The 18,792-nt window shown below is 70.4% G+C and carries 19 protein-coding genes; 12 read left to right on the top strand and 7 right to left on the bottom strand.

Annotated elements, in window-relative coordinates:
* Positions 1–57 precede the first annotated feature (57 nt).
* The 3 genes from STRVI_RS22815 to STRVI_RS22825 all read left to right on the top strand — a co-directional run bounded on the left by STRVI_RS22815 (position 58) and on the right by STRVI_RS22825 (position 2,865).
* Entirely contained in the window at positions 58–636 is a 579-nt protein-coding gene (locus tag STRVI_RS22815; protein WP_014057994.1) for a DinB family protein, read from the top strand.
* 97 nt (positions 637–733) lie between these two features.
* Positions 734–1,774 (top strand): aldo/keto reductase, encoded by a 1,041-nt coding sequence (locus STRVI_RS22820; RefSeq protein ID WP_043239520.1) that lies wholly within the window; start codon positions 734–736, stop codon positions 1,772–1,774.
* Positions 1,771–2,865 carry a winged helix DNA-binding domain-containing protein gene (locus tag STRVI_RS22825; protein ID WP_014057996.1) on the top strand — a complete coding sequence of 365 codons (1,095 nt, stop codon included), beginning with the start codon at positions 1,771–1,773 and terminating at the stop codon, positions 2,863–2,865. Before STRVI_RS22820 ends, STRVI_RS22825 begins: the two co-directional genes overlap by 4 nt.
* 70 nt (positions 2,866–2,935) lie before the next feature.
* Here the strand turns inward: STRVI_RS22825 and STRVI_RS22830 are convergent, their stop codons facing one another.
* Positions 2,936–4,126, bottom strand: a complete 1,191-nt coding sequence (locus STRVI_RS22830; RefSeq protein WP_043236380.1) for an acyltransferase family protein — start codon at positions 4,124–4,126, stop codon at positions 2,936–2,938.
* Between the two features lie 403 nt (positions 4,127–4,529).
* Positions 4,530–5,750 carry a cysteine desulfurase-like protein gene (locus STRVI_RS22835; protein WP_014057998.1) on the bottom strand — a complete coding sequence of 407 codons (1,221 nt, stop codon included), beginning with the start codon at positions 5,748–5,750 and terminating at the stop codon, positions 4,530–4,532.
* 203 nt (positions 5,751–5,953) lie between these two features.
* Here STRVI_RS22835 and STRVI_RS22840 point away from each other — a divergent pair, with 203 nt between their 5' ends.
* The 4 genes from STRVI_RS22840 to STRVI_RS22855 all read left to right on the top strand — a co-directional run bounded on the left by STRVI_RS22840 (position 5,954) and on the right by STRVI_RS22855 (position 10,020).
* Positions 5,954–7,168, top strand: a complete 1,215-nt coding sequence (locus tag STRVI_RS22840; protein WP_106685936.1) for an AI-2E family transporter — start codon at positions 5,954–5,956, stop codon at positions 7,166–7,168.
* 91 nt (positions 7,169–7,259) lie between these two features.
* On the top strand, positions 7,260–7,709 hold the full coding sequence (locus STRVI_RS22845; protein WP_014058000.1) for an RrF2 family transcriptional regulator: 450 nt from the start codon (positions 7,260–7,262) through the stop codon (positions 7,707–7,709).
* Positions 7,710–7,832: 123 nt separating this feature from the next.
* Complete coding sequence (locus tag STRVI_RS22850) at positions 7,833–9,044, top strand: globin domain-containing protein (protein WP_043236383.1); 1,212 nt, start codon at positions 7,833–7,835, stop codon at positions 9,042–9,044.
* 157 nt (positions 9,045–9,201) lie between these two features.
* Positions 9,202–10,020 carry a class I SAM-dependent methyltransferase gene (locus STRVI_RS22855; protein WP_014058002.1) on the top strand — a complete coding sequence of 273 codons (819 nt, stop codon included), beginning with the start codon at positions 9,202–9,204 and terminating at the stop codon, positions 10,018–10,020.
* 15 nt (positions 10,021–10,035) lie between these two features.
* On the opposite strand, the gene STRVI_RS48375 is transcribed toward STRVI_RS22855, so the two are convergent.
* The 3 genes from STRVI_RS48375 to STRVI_RS22875 form a co-directional block, all read right to left on the bottom strand.
* Positions 10,036–10,967, bottom strand: a protein-coding gene (locus STRVI_RS48375; protein WP_435532578.1) for an IS5 family transposase whose coding sequence is annotated in 2 segments (ribosomal slippage) — positions 10,036–10,587 and positions 10,590–10,967 — 930 coding nt in all. Because the reading frame shifts where the segments join, the coding sequence is not laid out codon by codon here.
* 6 nt (positions 10,968–10,973) lie between these two features.
* The gene (locus STRVI_RS22870) at positions 10,974–12,122 is read right to left on the bottom strand and encodes a methyltransferase (RefSeq protein ID WP_435532587.1); all 1,149 of its coding nucleotides are present in this window, start codon (positions 12,120–12,122) and stop codon (positions 10,974–10,976) included.
* Positions 12,123–12,185: 63 nt separating this feature from the next.
* Entirely contained in the window at positions 12,186–12,398 is a 213-nt protein-coding gene (locus STRVI_RS22875; protein ID WP_043236387.1) for a hypothetical protein, read from the bottom strand.
* A gap of 70 nt (positions 12,399–12,468) precedes the next feature.
* Between STRVI_RS22875 and STRVI_RS22880 the strand changes: the two genes are divergently transcribed.
* The 3 genes from STRVI_RS22880 to STRVI_RS22890 are packed head-to-tail and all read left to right on the top strand — an operon-like array spanning position 12,469 to position 14,492.
* A complete protein-coding gene (locus tag STRVI_RS22880) occupies positions 12,469–13,059 on the top strand; it encodes a hypothetical protein (RefSeq protein ID WP_043236389.1) in 591 nt (196 codons plus the stop codon).
* 33 nt (positions 13,060–13,092) lie between these two features.
* Positions 13,093–13,836: a MerR family transcriptional regulator gene (locus STRVI_RS22885; protein ID WP_014058003.1), complete on the top strand. Its 744-nt coding sequence runs from the start codon at positions 13,093–13,095 to the stop codon at positions 13,834–13,836.
* A complete protein-coding gene (locus tag STRVI_RS22890) occupies positions 13,833–14,492 on the top strand; it encodes a hypothetical protein (protein ID WP_014058004.1) in 660 nt (219 codons plus the stop codon). Before STRVI_RS22885 ends, STRVI_RS22890 begins: the two co-directional genes overlap by 4 nt.
* A gap of 6 nt (positions 14,493–14,498) precedes the next feature.
* Here the strand turns inward: STRVI_RS22890 and STRVI_RS22895 are convergent, their stop codons facing one another.
* Entirely contained in the window at positions 14,499–15,374 is an 876-nt protein-coding gene (locus tag STRVI_RS22895) for an LLM class flavin-dependent oxidoreductase (RefSeq protein ID WP_014058005.1), read from the bottom strand.
* A 362-nt stretch (positions 15,375–15,736) separates the two neighbouring features.
* On the opposite strand from STRVI_RS22895, the gene STRVI_RS22900 reads away from it, so the two are divergent.
* Positions 15,737–16,024 (top strand): YiaA/YiaB family inner membrane protein, encoded by a 288-nt coding sequence (locus tag STRVI_RS22900; RefSeq protein ID WP_043236392.1) that lies wholly within the window; start codon positions 15,737–15,739, stop codon positions 16,022–16,024.
* Between the two features lie 101 nt (positions 16,025–16,125).
* Here the strand turns inward: STRVI_RS22900 and STRVI_RS22905 are convergent, their stop codons facing one another.
* Positions 16,126–17,139: a LacI family DNA-binding transcriptional regulator gene (locus STRVI_RS22905; RefSeq protein WP_043236394.1), complete on the bottom strand. Its 1,014-nt coding sequence runs from the start codon at positions 17,137–17,139 to the stop codon at positions 16,126–16,128.
* A 194-nt stretch (positions 17,140–17,333) separates the two neighbouring features.
* Between STRVI_RS22905 and STRVI_RS22910 the strand changes: the two genes are divergently transcribed.
* The gene (locus tag STRVI_RS22910) at positions 17,334–18,767 is read left to right on the top strand and encodes a sugar porter family MFS transporter (RefSeq protein WP_014058008.1); all 1,434 of its coding nucleotides are present in this window, start codon (positions 17,334–17,336) and stop codon (positions 18,765–18,767) included.
* Positions 18,768–18,792: the final 25 nt, after the last annotated feature.

An 18,792-nucleotide genomic window follows, 5' to 3' on the forward strand; every position in this document is an offset into this window, starting at 1 on the left:
TACCCCTGCGACCGTTGTCTCTGTCAGACAACGAGAACGACAGAAGGACCCATCACCGTGACCGCCACCGCCACACCCCCCACCACGCTCGACGGCGAGCGGGCCGATCTGCTCGCCGAGCTCGCCGCCGCACGATCCGCCCTGACCACCACGGTGCGCGGGCTCGGCGACGAGCAGGCCGGCGAGCGCCCGACGGCCAGCGCACTGTGCCTGGGCGGGCTGATCAAGCACGTCGCGGCCATCGAGGAAGGATGGCTGCGCTTCGTGCTCGAAGGCCCTTCGGCGCTCCGTTACGACCTGCCCGACGGTGTCACCTGGGCCGACCTCGCGGCCGGTACGGCACAGGAGATCCCGCAGTGGGCGATCGACAACCAGAACAACTTCCAGATGCCGCCCGGCGAGACGCTGGCCGGGATTCTCCTGCGCTATGAGCAGGTCGCCGCCCGGAGCGAGGAGATCATCACCGCCGTCCCCGACTTGTCGGCGACACACCCGCTGCCGGAGGCGCCCTGGAACGAGCCGGGAGCGGCGCACAGCGTGCGCCGGGTGCTGATGCACGTCATCGCCGAAACCGCCCAGCACGCCGGGCACGCGGACATCATCCGCGAGTCGCTCGACGGGCAGAAGCCCAGCTGACCGCTGCCGGATCTCCCCCGGAACCGCGCAGGTGACAGCCGTCACCAGCGCGGTTCCGGAACCCAAGAGCCAAGGAACCGAAGGGAACGGCGCGACCGTGAAGACGCGTGAGCTGGGGCGGACCGGTATTCAGGTCAGCCCCTATTGCCTGGGCACGATGATGTTCGGCCAGGTGGGCAACCCGGATCCCGACGACTGTGTCCGGATCATCCATCGGGCCCTGGACTCGGGCATCAACTTCGTCGACACCGCCGATGTGTACGGACCCCATGGGGTGTCCGAGGAGATCGTGGGCAAGGCGCTGACGGGCCGGCGCGACGACATCGTGCTGGCCACCAAGGTCAACGGCGCGATGGGTGAGGATCCCAACCGTGGCGGGAGCTCCCGGCGCTGGATCATCACCGAGGTCGAGCACTCGCTGCGCCGCCTGCGGACCGACCACATCGACCTCTACCAGCTACACCATCCCGACCCGCGCACCGACATCGAGGAGACGCTCTCCGCCCTCACCGACCTGGTGCGCAGCGGCAAGGTGCGCGCGATCGGCTCCTCCAACCTCCCGGCCTCGGAGATCGTCGAGGCGCAGTGGGTCGCCGACCGGCGCGGACTGCAGCGCTTCCGCACCGAGCAGCCCACGTACTCCCTCCTCAACCGCGGCATCGAGCGCGAGATCCTGCCCGTCTGCCAGCGGTACGGCATGGGCACGCTCGTGTGGAGCCCGCTGGCGATGGGCCTGCTCACCGGCCGCTACCGCAGGGGCGGGCCCCCGGTGCGGAACGCGCGGATGAACTGGGTGCCCCGGCATCTGACCGACGAGCGCAAACTCGACGCCGTCGAGCGGCTCATCCCACTGGCCGAGGAGGCCGGCCTGTCGCTGACCCACCTGGCGATGGCCTTCGCCATCACCCACCCCGGCGTCACCTCGGCCATCATCGGCCCGCGCACCATGGAGCACCTGGAGGATCTCCTGGCCGGGGCCGCGGTCACCCTCGACGACGAGGTCCTCGACCGGATCGACCGGATCGTGCCGCCCGGAATCGACATCGGCCCGCTCGATGTGTCCTACACCCCGCCGGCCCTCGAACGCGCGGTGCTGCGGCGGCGATCGGCGGACGAGCGCGCCGCGGTGACACGATGACCGTTCTCGGCAACCGGGCGCTGGGCCGCGCCACGCTCGCCCGCCAACTGCTGCTCGATCGCGCCGACGTACCGGTCCCCGACGCCGTCGCGCACCTGTGCGGCATGCAGGCACAGGAGCCGCAGGAGCCGTTCATCGGGCTCTGGTCGCGGCTGCGCGCGTTCGACCCGGCGGTCCTCTCGGACCTGCTGAGCGGGCGCGGCCTGGTGCGGACCCATCTCATGCGCCGCACGGTCCATCTCCTCACCGCCGATGACACCCTGGCCTGGCGGGCTCGCCACGAGGCCATGCTGCGCCAGCGGGTGCTCGGGACCTCCCGCCGTGAGCTCGAGGGGATAGACCTCGACGAACTCGCCGCCGCGGGCCGGGCGGTGATGGCCGACGGCGCGCCCCGCTCGATGGCCGAGCTGGTGGGGGCACTCGCCGCGCGCTGGCCTGCCCCGGCACCGCGGGCACTGGGCGAGATGCTGATCGCCGCCCTCGTCCCGGTGGCGCAGACGCCGCCCCGCGGGCTGTGGCGCACCAAGGCAGGGGTCCGCAACGTCCTGCTCTCCTCCTGGCTGGGCCGACAGCCGGAACCGGCCTCTCCCGATGGCTCCGACCCGGTCGGCCAGGCGCTGGTACGGCGCTATCTGGCCGCCTTCGGCCCCGCGGCCTCAGCCGATCTGCGCGCCTGGTGCGGCCTCGCCGGGCTCCCGGCCGCCGTTTCCGCGATACGGGAGGAACTGGTCGGCTTCCGCGATGAACGCGGCCGCGAGCTGTTCGACCTCCCCGGCGCGCCACGCCCCGACCCCGACACACCCGCGCCGGTGCGGTTCCTGCCCGCGTTCGACAACGCGATCCTCGGGTACCACGACCGCGGCCGGATCATCGACGACGCCCATCGGGGTCTTTCGGTCGCCGGGCAGCGTGTGGTGCTGGTGGACGGCAGAGTCGCCGCGACCTGGAGCGTCGACACCGGCACCGTGGTTGTCACCCCGCTGGGCCGCCTGTCCCAAGCCGACCGCACCGCCGCCGCCGAGGAGGGGCGGGAACTGGCGGCGTTCCTCTCCGACGGCGAAAGCCACCGCGTGCGCGTCTCTCCACGCTGAGCGGTTCCGTACGTCTCCACGCTGAGCGGTTCCGTGCGACCGCCGCGCGCGGGTATGCACCGGGCCCCGGTCATGGGGCGGGGTCCTCCTGGGGCATGGGTGCGGTCTGGCCGCCGGGCGCGGGGTGCGCGGTCGGCGCGGAACGGACGCGGGCGCGGGCGAAACGGCGCATCATCGGCATCTCGACACCGCGCCACAGCAGCAGCGACACCGCCACACACAGCGCCGACACCACGAGGGACAGCGCCGTGGCGGTCACCGTGTCGAAGGTCCGCTGGTCCAGCTGCACCCGGATCGCGTACAGCACCGGGAAGTGGACCATGTACAGCGCGAACGACGCCTCGCCCAGCACCACCAGGCCACGTCGCCCCAGCCGGCTCCGGTGCCCCTGGACATCGCGGGTGGCGATGACCGGGATCAGGGCGGCCACCGGCAGACAGGTGGCCGCTCCCCATACGTACTCCTCCGGCAACTGCGGCCGTGCGGCGAAGACTCCGGCCAGGGCGAGCAGCGGCCAGTGCGGCCGCAGCGGCGGCCAGCGGTCCAGTTGGACCGCCCGGGCGAGCACCACTCCGAGGATGAACTCCAGCAGCCGTACGGGAGGGAAGAAGTAGATCAGCCACCACCGCTCCGTCGAGAGCGGCGACCAACTCCCCGGGGCCGCCTCGTCGGTGACGGCCATCGCCACCATCGGCATCGCCACCACCAGCCCCGCCACCAGGGCGATGACCGGCCAGAGCAGCCGTGCCGGGAGCGCACGCACCGGCCGGATCAGCAGGGGGAAGAGCAGGTAGAAGAACGCCTCGCATGAGATGGACCAGGTGACCGGATTGACACTGCTGAAATCGGCCATGTCCGGAACCCAGGCGTGCACCAGCAGCAGATTCCGGACCGCCTCCCCCAACCCCGGATCCGGCACCGGAAGCAAGGCGGCGGTGCCCGTCACCATGAGCAGGCCCAGCATCAAGGTCCAGGTCACCACATGGTTCGGGAAGATCTTCACCAGTCGGCGGCGCCAGAACCGGAGGGCGGTGTCGGCCGGAGACGCGTTCCACGCCAGCACAAAACCACTGAGGAGGAAGAAGGAGGAGACCGCCGCCGCGCTCGCCATGGACGAGGCATCGGCGGCCTCATAGACCCCCTGGTCCTCGAAGAATCTGCCCAGCGTCAGCACATGGCCCGCCAGCACCACCCCGGCCAGCAGAAAGCGAAGACCCGTCAACGACGGCAGCCGATCGCCACGCGGTAACACATCGGCCACTGAAGACCCCTTCCCGAACGACGCAGGCACAGCACCCACGAGCCTGCCCGTCGCACCGCCCCGGCCCCAATACCGCCCCCACGGGAACATCCAGGCGAACACCACCACCTGCCGAAGGACCCTTGTCGGTCCTGCCCGACGTGACCAGGCAAATCAAGCCTTACTTTTGCGGATTCACGGCTTTGGAGTTTCGGTGATCCACCAATCGGCCTGGAACGGCCGCACGTCTATGGCCACTCCTGGGGAGCGATGCTCGGCCTGCAGTTCGCCGCGGGGCGCGATCCCCAGTGGAGGAGCCTGATCTGCGCCAATGGGTTGGCGAGCATTCCCCGCTTCCAGGAAGAGGTTCGAGACCTCCGCTCATTGCCATGATCCGTCGACCGGCCTCTGATCGCCGGGTGACTCATTCGCGTGGGGCCGGCGTGCGCAGGAAGTCCGAGAGCGCCTCCAGCAATCGGTCCACGTCCTCGGCGCTGTTGTAGGGGGCCAGGCCGATGCGCAGGCCGCCGGTGTCGCCCAGGCCCAGCCTGCGGGATGCCTCCACCGCGTAGAAGGAGCCGGAGGGGGCGTCGACGCCGCGGCTCGCGAGGTGGCGGTAGGCGTCGGTGGTGTCGCGGCCGTCGATGGTCAGCAGCACGGTCGGGGTGCGGTCCGCCGCCCGGGAGTGGATGGTGATCGGGTCGAGGGCGGCCAGGCCCTCGTCGATGCGCCGGCGAAGGGTGGCCTCGTACTGTTCGAGGGCCGTGAACGACGACGCCAGCCGCTCCCTCCGGCTGCCTTCGGCGCCGGGGGCCAGGGTGGCGAGGAAGTCGACGGCGGCGCGGGTGCCGGCGAGGAATTCGTAGGGCAGGGTGCCGAATTCGAAGCGCTCGGGGACGGCGTTCGTCGAGGGAAGCAGCTTGTCCGGGGCCAGGGTCTCCAGGAGCTCGGGCCGGCTCGCCAGGACGCCGAGGTGGGGGCCGAAGAACTTGTAGGGGGAGCAGCAGAAGAAGTCCGCTCCGAGCTGTCGGATGTCGACATGGGCGTGGGCGGTGTAGTGCACGCCGTCGACGTAGAGCAGCGCCCCGGCCGCGTGCACCCGCCGGGAGATCTCCGGGATGGCCGGGCGGGTGCCGATCAGGTTCGAGGCGGCGGTGACCGCGACCAGCCGGGTACGGCCGCCGAGCTGGGCGCTGATGTCGTCGGGGGTCAGTTCGCCGGTCGCGGGGTCGAAGTCGGCCCAGCGCACTGTGGCCCCGGCGGCTTCGGCGGCCTGGATCCAGGGGCGGATGTTGGAGTCGTGGTCCAGCCGGGACACCACGACCTCGTCCCCCGGTGCCCAGGTCTTGGCGAGGGTGCGGGAGAAGTCGTAGGTGAGGGCGGTGGCGCTGCGCCCGAAGACCACCCCGGCCGGGTCGGAGCCGAGCAGATCGGCCATGGCCTGCCGAGCCGACTGGACGAGGGCCTCGGAGTTGCGCTCCCCCGCGGTGAGCCGGCCTCGGTTGGCCAGCGGGTTGCCCAGCGCGTCGGTGATGGCCTCGATGACGGGGAGGGGGGTCTGGGTGCCCCCGGGCCCGTCGAAGTGGGCCGATCCGGCCTTCAGTGCGGGGAACTGTGCGCGGATGGCGGTGATGTCGTATGCCATGAGCGACTCCTTGCCGAGGGGTGACCAGGGCGATCTTATGCAGGCACCGGTGCGGAACGGCAGGGGGCGGGGTGGGGCCGCCGCGCCGGGCAGAGGTGTTCCGGCGCTCGGACAGCCACCCTGATTGAATCTGTACGTATGGGGATTAATCACCCTTCTCTTCCGCCGTGCGGGACCGGGACACGGAAGGCGGTGGCGACGACGTGAGCAGCGACGCTCCTCCCCCGCCCGAGCGACCGAAAGGGCGGGCGAGACGCGCTCGGCGTGGTGTCACCGGCGGCCCCGCGGGGCGGGCCTCGCGGGCGGTGGCGCGGGCCCGCCACTCCGGCTCCGCGGCCCTGGCGGCGGCGGTGCGCCGGGCCGGGGACGAGGACGGGCGGGTCCATCCCGGGCTGCGCCTGGCCACCGCCTACGCATGGCGGCTGATGGTCATCGGAGTGGCCGTCTATCTGGCGTTCTCGGTGCTGGGGCAGTTCGAGCTCGTCGCGGTCGCGGTGTTTCTCGCGCTGGTGGCCACCGCCTTGCTGCGGCCGCTGGCCGATCTGCTGGCGCGCGTTCTCCCGAGACCGCTGGCGGTGGCGCTGGCGGTGTTCGGCACGCTGTTCGTGGTGCTCGGGCTGCTGGCGCTGGTGGGAAACGCGGCGGCCGGGGAGGCGGGCCGGCTCGTGGGTGAGCTGCGCGGCGGGATCAGCCGGATCGAGCGGTGGCTGGAGGGGCCGCCGTTCCATGTCCGGCGCGGCGTGCTGTCGGGGACCCACGACAAGGTCACCTCCTTTGTGTCGCGACATCGCGCGACGCTGATCAGCAGGGCGCTCAGCAGCGCGGGGCGGGTCGTGGAGGCGGGCACGGCGCTGTTCCTGGCCCTGTTCTGTTCGATCTTCTTCATCCATTCCGGGGACCGGATGTGGCGGTGGTTCCGGGGCCAGCTCCCCGAGCGCGCCCGGTCTCCGTGGGACCGGGCGGCGCGGGCGGCGTGGACCACCTTCGCCGGATACACCCGGGGCATCATCGTCGTGGCGGCCTCCAACGCGGCCCTGGTCGGCATCGCCCTGTCCCTGCTGCGGGTGCCGCTGGCCCTGCCGCTGACGCTGCTGGTCTTCTTCGCGACGTTCGTTCCTCTGATCGGTTCGCCGATCGCGCTGGCGGTGGCGACGGTCGTGGCTCTGGCCGGGCGGGGTCCGGCCATCGCGGCCGTGGTGCTGTTGCTGATCGTGGCGGTCGGTCAGTTCGAGGGCCATGTACTGCATCCGCTGGTGATGAGCTGGGCGGTACGGCTCCATCCGGTGGTGGTGGCGATTTCGGTCATCGCCGGAAGCATCGTCGCGGGGGTGATCGGGGCGATCGTGGCGGTACCCATGGTGTCCGTCGCCTGGTCGGTGACGCGGGCGTTGCGCCGCCGACCGCCCGACGAAGCCTGACCGGCGCGGGGCCGAAACACCCCACGCGGCCATGGCCGGAACACACCCATATAAATGGCATCTCAGATTCGCATTCACCTAATGTGGCGTCATGCGGCTGACGAAGTCAACGGACCTGGCGCTCCGCACGATCATGCGACTGGCAGTCACCGGAGCCGAGCCCTGCACCGCCCGGCAGGTCGCCGGGGAGCTACAGGTGCCCTACAGCCATCTGGCGAAGGTGGCAGCCCGGCTCCAGCACCTGGGCCTGATCGAGACACGGCGCGGTCGAGGCGGTGGGCTGGCGCTCACCGCGACCGGGCGCACCGCCTCGGTCGGGCAGCTTGTCCGGGAGTTCGAAGGGGTCGGCGATGTCGTCGACTGCGAGGGAGATACGCCGTGTCCACTACGGCAGGGGTGCCGGCTGCGCATGGCGCTGCGCCGGGCACAGGAAGCGTTCCTCGCCTCGCTCGATCCCCTGACGGTGGACGATCTGGTGGCGTCCCCGACCGGCCCATTGCTGCTGGGGCTGGTCGGGCGCGCACCCGGCCAATCCCCGTGAGGCCGCCCCGTCCGGGGTGCGAACCCCGGGTCCCGTCCCCTGAGCCGTGATGCCACGGAGGTCGCCATGCCCGGTTCACCTACGCCGCTGAATACGAATCTGAGATGCCAGTCAGGCCCGCTCATGCTCTCCCAGAAGTCCGCCGAGACCGTCCGCGCCACGCTTCCCGCCGTCGGTGAGGCCATCGGCACCATCGCCGACCTGTTCTACCGGAAGCTCTTCGCGGCCCATCCCGAACTGCCGCGGAATCTGTTCAACCGGGCCCACCAGGCCGCGGGCACGCAACGGCAGGCTCTCGCGGGCGCGATCGCCGCGTGCGCCACCGCCCTGGTGGAGCGGCCGGGAGTCCGCCCCGACACCCTGCTGAGCCGGATCGCCCACAAGCACGCCTCGCTCGGGGTGAGCGCCGCGCAGTATCCGGTGGTGCACCGTCATCTGTCCGCCGCCATCGCGGAGGTGCTCGGCGACGCTGCCAGCGAGGAGGTGATCGCCGCCTGGGACGAGGTCTACTGGCTGATGGCCAACGCCCTGATCGAGACCGAGCGGCGGCTGTACGCGGAGCAGGGGGTGCTGGCCGGCGGGACCTGGCGGCAGTGGGATGTGATCGAGCGGACCCGGGAGACCGCGGACGTGGTCACCTTCCTGATACGGCCTGCGGACGGCCGCCCCGCCCCGGCGTTCCGGGCGGGCCAGTACGTCTCGGTGCAGGTGGAACTGGCCGACGGGGCGCGGCAGATCCGCCAGTACAGCCTGACCAACGCCCCCGACGCCACGGTGCGCACCTTCTCCGTCAAGCGCGTGAACGCCGGCGAGGACCCGGCCGGTGAGGTCTCCGGCCATCTGCACGACCATGTCCACGACGGCGATGAGCTCACCGTCTCCGCGCCGTACGGCGACATGGTGCTCGACGCCACGGACGCGCCACTGCTGCTCGCCTCCGCGGGGATCGGCTGCACCCCGATCGTGGCCATGCTGGAGGAGCTGGCGGCCAGAGGACATCGGGCCCCGGTCATCGCCGTCCACGCCGACCGCTCCCCCGCCGACCACGCCCTGCGCGCCGACCAGGAACGGCTGGTCACCAAGCTGGCGCAGGGCACCGCCCATGTGTGGTACGAGCGGCCCGATGGCGACTGGCCGGCCGAGCGCACCGGCCACGTCGACCTGTCCGGGATCGGGATCCCCAACGGCGTCCAGGCGTATCTGTGCGGGCCGCTGCCCTTCATGCGGTCGGTGCGGACCCAACTGCTGGAGCGCGGTGTGCACCCCTCCGCGATCCACTACGAGGTCTTCGGGCCCGATCTGTGGCTGCCGCGGGGCGACGACGAGGGTCGCTGACGCCCGGCCCCTGATGTTGGCCGGATGAACTCGAATGGCCCAGAGGCCGGTCGCTTTCGCCCGGGGGAACGTGGGACCGTACGGACACGGGTTCTGTCCGTTCCGTGCGCAACCATGCGTAATGTTCCGTCCGGTACCCCCACATCGACGAGGAACCATGGATCGCGAAAAGATCACTCTCAGCGGCGCTCAGGAAACCTTGCTCGCCACGCTGTACGGCAGGGCGGTCGACAGCCGTTCACCGGACTCCATCCTGCACGACCACGCGGCCCGCGAGGCGGTGGAGCGCGTGGCCTACGACTTCAGCAAAACGGGGATGACGGACACGACCGCGGTCGGCATCGCCCTGAGGGCGAAACAGCTCGACGACTGGGCCATGGAGTTCCTGGCCGAGCATCAGAAGGCGACCGTGCTCCATCTCGCCTGCGGTCTCGACACCCGGGTACAGCGCCTCGCCCCGCCCTCGTCGGTGCGCTGGCTCGACATCGACTACCCCGAGGTGATCGATCTGCGGCGGAGGCTGCTTCCCGAGCCGTCGGGGAACTACGAGATGATCGGCACCTCCGTGACCGATGAGGCGTGGCTGCGCGAGGTGCCCGACGACCGGCCCACCGTGGTCGTCGCCGAGGGGCTGACGATGTATCTGCGCAAGGAGGACGGCAAGCGGCTGATCCAGCGGATCACCGAGCGGTTCCCCAGCGGCCAGCTTCTCTTCGACGTCTACGGGCCGCTGGGCATCCGGCTCCAGAAGATGGTCCCCGCGGTGCGCAACGCGGGCGCCACACTCCACTGGGGTCTGGACGACCCTCATGAGGTCGAGACCTGGTACCCGGGGCTGACCTGCCTGGACGCGGTGCGCAGCGTGGACATGCCGGGGGTGGAGAAGATGCCCACCTCCGGCCGGATGAGCATGCGGGTGATGGCGCATCTGCCCGGCTTCCGGGATGTGGGCCGGATCCTTCGCTACCGCTTCTAGGACTTGTCCGGGCGATCATGTGCGAAGCCAAATGACCAGCGCGGCTGTGGTGGCTGTGCCGAGGAAGACGTAGCCGCGTTTGTCGTAGCGAGTGGCCACGGCCCGGGACTGCTTCAACCTGTTGATCGCCCGCTCGACCGTGTTGCGCTTCTTGTACCGTTCCTCGTCGAAGCCGGGTGGCCGTCCGCCGCGTGAGCCTTTACGCAGGCGGGCGGCCTGACTGTCGGACTTCTCCGGGATGATGTGCCGGATGCCCCGTCGTCGCAGGTAGTCGCGGCAGGGCCCGTTGCTGTAGGCCTTGTCAGCGGCGAGGCTGTCGGGCTTTGTGCGCGGTCTGCCCGGCCCCGGCCGTGGAACGCGGATCTTCTCCAGCACCGGCTGGAACTGGGTGCAGTCCGCCCGCTGTCCACCGGTGACAATCAGGGACAGCGGGCGGCAGCGGCCGTCGGCGCTCAGGTGGAGCTTGCTCGTGAGTCCGCCGCGCGAGCGGCCCAGTCCCTCACCTCCTGCACCACCTCCACCAGCCGGGCGAGCAGGCTCTGCCACGGAGGCTCGTCCTGGTGTTCTGCTGTTTCGGCCCCCTTTGACGCGGCTGCCGGCGGCGGATCTGTGCGAGCACCGGCCGCGTGCTGATGAGCGCGCACGATGGTCGAGTCGACCGCCAGGTCCCAGTCGATGTCGCCCGCGGCGTCGGCCGCGGCTTGGACCTGCTGCAGCAGGCGTTCCCAGGTGCCGTCGGCCGACCATAGCCGGTGGCGTTCATAGACGGTCTTCCACGGTCCGAACCGTTCGGGCAGATCACGCCACTGCACCCCGGTGCGCACGCGGTGCAGGATCCCGTCGATCACCTGTCGATGATCCCGCCACCTGCCACAACGTCCATTGCTGACCGGCAGGAACGGCCGCAGTCGTTCCCACTCCGCATCCGTCAGATCACCCCGCCCCATGCCACATCAACGATTCAGACACGAGGCAGTCACATGATCGGCCGGACAAGTCCTAGCGGCTCGGGGCGAGGGAGCGTTTGCCCGGCGACGGGTGGTTCCGGCACCGGGTGCTTCCGGCACCGGGCCGGGCGGATGTGCGACGGCTATTTGATTCCCACCAGCATGGAGTAGCCGTCCGTCAGCGGTTCGATCCGGCTGCTGCGGAATCCCGCCTCCGTCATCCAGGCGCGGCCGTCGGCGGCCGTGTACTCGAAGCCGGACCGGGTCTCGATGAGCATGTTCAGGCTCGCCAGCAGACCGAAGGTGTTCTCCTCGCGGTCGTCGTCGATGATGGCGTCGTAGACGAGGACCGCTCCCCCGTCCGGCAGCGCGTCGTACGCCTTCTTCAAGCAGCAGCCGCTTCTCCTCCAGACCCCAGCCGTGCAGGATCTGGCCCAGCACGATGACATCGGCGCCGGGCAGGTCGTCGGTGAAGAAGTCGCCTCCGTGGAACGTGAGCCGGTCCTCCAGACCGAAGGACGCCACGTACTTCTCGAAGACGGGCCGCACCCGGGGCAGCTCGAAGACACCGCCGCTCATATGGGAATGACGCTGGGCCACCGCCACCGGAAGGCAGCCCACCGCTCCCCCGACGTCCAGCACCGTCCGATACTCGGCCCAGGGGAACCGCTCGGCCATCACCAGTGCCTTGCCCATGCTGAGCCCGGTCATTCCGTGCAGGAATCCCTCGAGGCCCTCCTGGTCCCGGTAGATGGCGTCGAATACGTCGCCGCCGTGCTTGTGCTCGTTCTGCGGTTCGCCTGTTCTCAGCGCCTCGGTGAGCGACCCCCAGAAGGGATACAGCCGGACGTTGGCCATCTCCAGGATGCCGCCGACATACGTGGCCTTCTTCCGGTCGAGAAAGGCGTCGGCGGACGGGCTGTTGCGGTACGCGCCGCCGGATCGCTCCAGGAATCCGAGGGCGACCAGCGCGTCGAGGAAGTCGACGGCGCCGCGGGGATGCAGCCCGAGCTCCTCGGCCAGGTCACCGCCTGTGCGGGGGCCCTCCGCGAGCTGCGAGAACAGATCCAGTTCCACCGCGGTGAGCAGTGCCTTCGACGCCATGAAGCCGAGCCCGACCTGAAGTATGGGCTCGGGGCTGATCTCGTGCCGCATAACGCTCCCTCACTGTTTCCCCGGATGTGCGCTCTCACCGCACCTGACCGTATTTCGACCTCCTTACGCTACCGTGCCGTTGCCCCCTACACGGGTCGCCGCCGGACGACCGGACGAGAGCAACGGCCCCCGCGTGGTGCCCTTGTCGGCGTCAATGCCGTTGGAGTCGGCGCCCCCGGCCTTCTGCTCCGTCCGGTACACCTCATTGCGCTGCACCACGACATCGTCCGCGTAGTACGCCTCGATGCCCGGAGGTCCCCGCCCGGTCGACCACATTGTGGTCGACCACTGCCCCGCGCACATTCGTCGGATACATCGCGTTGCAGCGCGGATCCAGTACAACTTCGTGCACGACAACGGCGATGGCATTCTGCTGTGCCAGTTCTCCTTCGGCAATGTCGTGGTGCGGTACAACATCCTGAGCGGGAATTCCCGGTATCCGCTCTATCTGCACTCCGACCGGGCCGCATCGGCCGAGGTATACAACAACTCGGTGCACAATCCGGCGAGCCGGTACCTCGTCCACGGCTACGGCTCCTCCCTGAACGCGCGCTACGACCTGCACGACAACGCCTTCTCCTCGGCGGTCGCCGACGCGAGCCTGACCACCAGCCCGACCATCCGCTACGCCAACAACTTCCACGGCGGTGCCCCGCTGCCCGTTCCCGCCACCGACACCACCGCGCGCACGGGCGACCCGCTGTTCGTGAACCCGGCGGTGTCCGGGCCGTACGGCACCCCCGACAGCGGCCCGCGGCTGCGCACCGCGCTGGGCTTCGCTCCCCGGCCGGGCTCACCGCTGATCGGCAACGGCACTGTCGTCCCGGACAACGGCGGCCGTGACCACCGGGGCGCCCCGCTCTACCGCGGCCACCTTGATATCGGCGCCGTCGAGGGCCCGCCGGGCGGAGCGCGGGCAGGCCACGGCCGCGCTTGACCTTGCCGCAGCGGCAGGGTTTCTACTGGCACCATGCGCATCGGAGAAATCGCCGCGCTGGTCGGAGTCACCTCCCGGACCGTGCGGCACTACCACCACATCGGCCTGCTGCCCGAGCCCCAGCGGCGGGCCAATGGATACCGTGTCTACAGCCTCAGGGACGCCATCCTGCTGGCCCGGATCCGGCGGCTGACCGAGCTCGGGCTCGCCCTGGACGAGGTGCGGGACGTCCTCGCGGACGACGCCGGGCGTGAACTGGCCGAAGTGCTGGGCGAGTTGGATGCCGACCTCGCACGCCAGGAACACGAGATCCAGCAGCGCCGCAGGGTCCTCAAGGCTCTTCTGCAGGGCCCGCTCACGCCGGACGCGCCGCTCTCCCCCGCGCTCATCGAGCTCCTGAAGGGTGCGCCCGCCACCACCTCGCCGGCCGCCGCCAAGGATCGCGAGCATCTGATCCTGATGGACGGGATCGTCGGCGGGGACGCGGTGTACGCGGCGCTGCGGCCACTGGCCGAGGACCCCGCCATACTCCCCCTGTACGAGCGGCTGGACGAACTGGACGGGGCAGAGGCCGACGATCCGCGGATCGCGGCGCTGGCCGACGACCTCGTCGCCGCCGTACCGGACGAGCTGCTGGCGGCCATCCCGGAGGACGGCCCGACGGCGACCGGCTTCGAGCAGGCGCTTCTCGCCGACTACTCGCCCGCCCAGGCCGAGGTGGTCCGCCGGGTGATGGAGCAGATGACCGCCCGGCTGCACGACAGGAGGGCGTCATGAGTCCGCGGATCGCGCGGGCGACGGCGCGGGTGAGAGGCACGCTGCACACCCTGGTCCCGGTGGTCGTGCGCCGACTCCTCGCACACGAGATCCGGGCCCTGCACAGCCTCGCCCTATGGGTGCTGCGCCGCCGCCACCAGATCCCCGAGGGGGCGCTGGCCTTCGCCTACACCGGACCCCAGACGGCCATGATGTACGCGATGGTCTTCGTCTCGGTCATCGAGACGGTCGCGCTGGCGATGGTGATCCCATGGCCGGCCGTGCACGCGGTCCTGCTCGTCATCGACGTGTACGGGGTGGTGCTGATCCTCGCCCTGCACGCGGCCTGCGTGGTCCGGCCGCACATCGTGGGGCCGGACGGCTCGCTGCGCATACGCTACGGCGCACTGTTCGACCTGCGGGTTCCGGCCACCGCCATCGCCACCGCCCGGGTCGACCGGCGCTACCCCGACGGGCGGCTGGTGCGGGTGAGCGCGGACGGGGTGCTCGACCTCGCAGTGGGCAGCCAGACCACGGTGACGGTGGAGCTGACGCAACCGGTGAAGTACGTGCGACCGCTCGGCGCGGAGGGCTTCGCCCGTACGCTCCGGTTTCACGCGGACGATCCGCGGGAGGCGGTCGCCGCGCTCACCCGGGTCCGTACGGATGCCGGTTGAGAACCGCTAGGCCGACGCGCTGATGAGCTCGTCGGTGACCCACCGCGCGACATCGGCGGGGTAGGGCGCCGCCAGGCCGAGAATGATGTGCGAGAAGCCGGCGTCGATGGCCTCCGCGATCGCGGCCCGGGTGACGCCGGGCTGGTCGTAGGAGACGGACAGGACGATCGAGCGGGTGATCGAGGCGGGGTCGCGGCCGATCTCGGCGCAGTAGCGGTCCAGCAGTGCGCTGCGGTTGATGGCGTCGGCGATCTCGCCGCCGGGCATGTTCCACACGTCCGCGTGCTCGGCCACCACGCGCAGCGTCGCGGACGAGCGTCCGCCGATGGTGATCGGCGGGTGGGGGCGCTGGACGGGCTTGGGGTTGCCGAACGCTCCGGTGAGCTGGTGATAGGTGCCGTGGAAGTCGAACGGCTTCTCCTCGGTCCATAGCCGCCGGATCACCGTGCAGGCTTCGGCGAGACTGCCCACGGCGTGCGCGGTGTCGTGGAAGGGCAGGCCGTGTGCCGCGTACTCACGCCGGGCCAGGGGGTGACCGGGCCGTGAGCCGACGCCGATGCCGAACTCCAGCCGACCGTCGGAGACGATGTCGACGGTCGTGGCGATCTTGGCCAGCATTGCGGGCGGCCGGAACCGGTTGCTGGTCACCAGCAGGCCGAACCGGAGTCGACGGGTGTGGGCGGCGAGGGCCGAGAGCAGCGTCCAGCCTTCGTAGGCCGGTCCGTCCGGGTCGCCGCCGATCGGCATGAGGTGGTCGAAGACCCATGCGTGCTCGATCTCCGGGATGGTGTCCGCCTCGCGCCAGACCCGCAGGATGTCGTGGTAGTCGACCTGCATGGGGGCGGTCATGATCCCGAAACGGGGCGGGGGTGTGTGTGACATGGAGCCGTCGGTCCTTTCGGCACCGGCAGCGGCACCTGGGCGCGCTGCCGAGGTTCAAGCGGAACAGCTTCTGGCCGGCCAACCTCCGGAAGGATGCGGAAGCGTGGTGGCCATGGGTGGCGTGGTCGCCGGGTCCCGCTCTGACACATAAGCAAACGGAACCTCGCTCCGGTAAACGATACGGAACGCCGTTCCGCTTGGCAAGCCCGGCAGCGGAAGGGAGCGGCGCGGTGAACGACAGCGACAAGGGCCCGGGGCCCGCGGCCCGGCCCAGGCGGGCCGACGACAACGCCCGATTTCTGAGTACCTTCTGAGTATCCGGACGGATGCGGGGACCGCCGCATCCGCCGATTCTTGTCCGCATGAGTGAGACACCGGTCAAGCAGCAGAGCACGGCCGCGTTCTACGGCCAGGCGGTCGCCTCCTTCGCCGTCGCCATGGCCGCCACCGCCGTCGGTATCTTCCAGCTGAGCGCCGACGCCTGGGTGCGCGGCTTCCTGGCCATCTCCGTGCTCTACCTGGTGACGTCCGCGTTCACCCTGGCCAAGGTGATCCGGGACCGGCAGGAGGCCGGGCAGATCGTCAGCCGGGTCGACCAGGCGCGGGTGGACAAGCTGCTCGCCGCACACGACCCCTTCGAAAAGCTGTGAACGTCCCCGGGCCGCCCGCCACTACGGGTCGATGACGAGCCCTTTGACCTAGGGCCGCCGTGGATCACCGCGGCCCGCCGTGACTCCAGCACCTGAGGCGTTTACCGATTTTCCGCGCCGACGCTCTCCGGGGGCGGTCCGCTGGTGCCCCGTACCGTCAGCTTCGGGTCCAGCACCGCCTCCCGCGGCTCCGGCGCCGTGCCCTCCAGCCGCTCCACCGCGAACCGCACCGCGTGCTCGGCCATGAGCACCGCGTCCTGGCGGACCGTGGTCAGGCCGATCGGCATCAGATGAGAGAGGTGACTGTCGTCGTAGCCCACGACGGACAGGTCGCGCGGGACGTCGACGCCCGCCTGGGTCAGGGTCATCAACAGCCCCATCGCACAACGGTCGTTGCCCGCGAGGACCGCCGTCGGCAGGGGCCGGCCGTGGTCGCGCTCGTCCAGCAGCAGTCGCCCCGTCTCGATGCCGGACTGCTCGGTGTGGTTGCCGGGGATCACCCGCAGTTCCGGCTCCAGGCCATGACGGCGCATCGCCGCACGGTAGGCGCGGCGGCGTTCGGCCGAGCCCGGTCCGCGGCCGCCGTCGATGTGCACGATCCGGCGGTGGCCCAGTTCGACGAGGTGCTCCATGGCCTGCCGTACGCCCTTGCCCTCGGCCGTGTGCACGCTGTCGACGCGGGCGTGGGGGACCCGGCGGCCGACGGAGACGGTGACCGTGCGGTGTCCCAGCGCGTCGATGTCCGCGGGCTGCGCGTCGGGCCCGAGCAGGATCACCGCCTCGCAGCGGTGACCGAGCAGCGCCTCGACGGCCTTGGCCTCGCCGCGCCCCTGAGCGGTCGCGGAGAGCAGGACGTCGTAGCCGAGCCGCTCGGCCTCGGGGTAGATGCCCTCGACGAGGTCGGCATGGAAGGGCTGGCGAACGGTGAACATCACGCCGAGCGTGCGGCTGCGGCCGCGAGCCAGCAGGCGGGCCGCGCTGTCGAGCCGGTAGCCGATCTCGTCGGCGACGCGCAGCACGCGGTCGCGGGTCTGCGGGCTCGCTCCCGGCTGATCGCGGAAGACGATGGAGACGAGTGCCCGGGACACGCCCGCCCGCTCCGCGACGTCCGCCATGGTGGGCCGCTGCTTGCCCGATCCATCCACCTGTGACCACCCTCCGATGCCGCCCACCTTACGGGCAGTCGCGAAACCCCCCGGCAACAAGCTATTGACATGACATTCGGACAGGGGCCATCGTACTCGCCTAGAGCGCGCTAGTAGAGCGCGCTAGACCGTTCCCCCTCCCCTCGAACCGGCAGGAGGCGGCCATGGACGTCAGGGACGACGCGACACAGGCCCCCACACCAGCCACCGCCATCACGGACCCCGCTCCGCGGGCGGTCTCCCGGCGGCTGCGGATCATCACGGTCGTCGCCACCTTCGGCGGTCTTCTCTTCGGCTACGACACCGGCGTCATCAATGGCGCGCTGCCCTATATGACCGACGACCTGGGCCTCACCCCGGTCACCGAGGGCATGGTCACCAGCTCGCTCCTCCTGGGTGCCGCGCTCGGCGCGGTCACCGGCGGCCGGCTGTCGGACGCACGCGGACGGCGGCACACCATCCTCGCCCTGGCCGTGCTGTTCTTCATCGGCGCGCTCGGCTGCACCCTCGCCCCGACCACCGCGGTCATGGTCGTGGCGCGGTTCGTCCTCGGCCTCGCGGTCGGCGGAGCGTCGGTGACCGTACCGGTCTACCTCGCGGAGATCTCGCCCGCCGAACGGCGCGGAGCCCTGGTCACCCGCAATGAACTCATGATTGTGAGCGGCCAGTTGCTGGCCTTCACCTCCAACGCGATCATCGCCCAGGTGGGCGGCGAGTCGGGCGGCGTCTGGCGCTGGATGCTGGTGCTGGCCACAATTCCGGCCGTCGTGCTGTGGTTCGGCATGCTGGTCATGCCGGAGAGCCCGCGCTGGCTGGCCTCCCAGAGCCGGTTCACCGACGCGCTCGGCGTTCTCAAGCAAGTCCGCTCCCGGCAGCGGGCCGAGGCCGAGCTGAGTGAGGTGTCCGCGCTCGCCATCAAGGAGGAGCAGCAGAAACTCGGCGGCTGGCAGGACATGAGGGCCACGCCGTGGGTGCGCAAGCTGATGTTCACCGGCTTCGGCATCGCGATCGTGCAGCAGATCACCGGCGTGAACACGATCATGTACTACGGCACGCAGATCCTCACCGACGCCGGCTTCGCCGCGGACAGCGCGCTGACGGCGAACATCGCCAACGGTGTGATCTCGGTACTGGCCACGTTCGTGGGCATCTGGCTGCTGGGCCGTGTCAACCGCCGCCCGATGCTGATGACCGGCCAGCTCGGCACCACCTCCGCCCTGCTGCTGATCGGCGTCTTCTCCCTGGTGCTGCCCTCGGGCGACGGGCGCGCGTACGCGGTGCTTGCCATGACCATCACCTTCCTCGCCTTCCAGCAGGGCGCGATCTCCCCGGTGACCTGGCTGATGCTCTCGGAGATCTTCCCCATGCGGATGCGCGGCTTCGGCATGGGTGTCGCGGCCGTGGTGCTGTGGCTGACCAACTTCGTGATCGGTCTGGTCTTCCCGTCCCTGGTCTCCGGGATCGGGATCTCCAACACCTTCTTCCTCTTCGTGGTGGCGGGCCTGCTCTCCCTCACCTTCGTCAAGCTCTACGTCCCCGAGACCAAGGGCCGCACGCTCGAAGTCCTCGAAGCCGAGCTCCGGACACGTTTCTCCTGACCCCGCGCCTGAATCCGCTCCTGAC

Origin of the sequence: Streptomyces violaceusniger Tu 4113 (assembly GCF_000147815.2) — a bacterium.
Classification (GTDB): domain Bacteria; phylum Actinomycetota; class Actinomycetes; order Streptomycetales; family Streptomycetaceae; genus Streptomyces; species Streptomyces violaceusniger_A.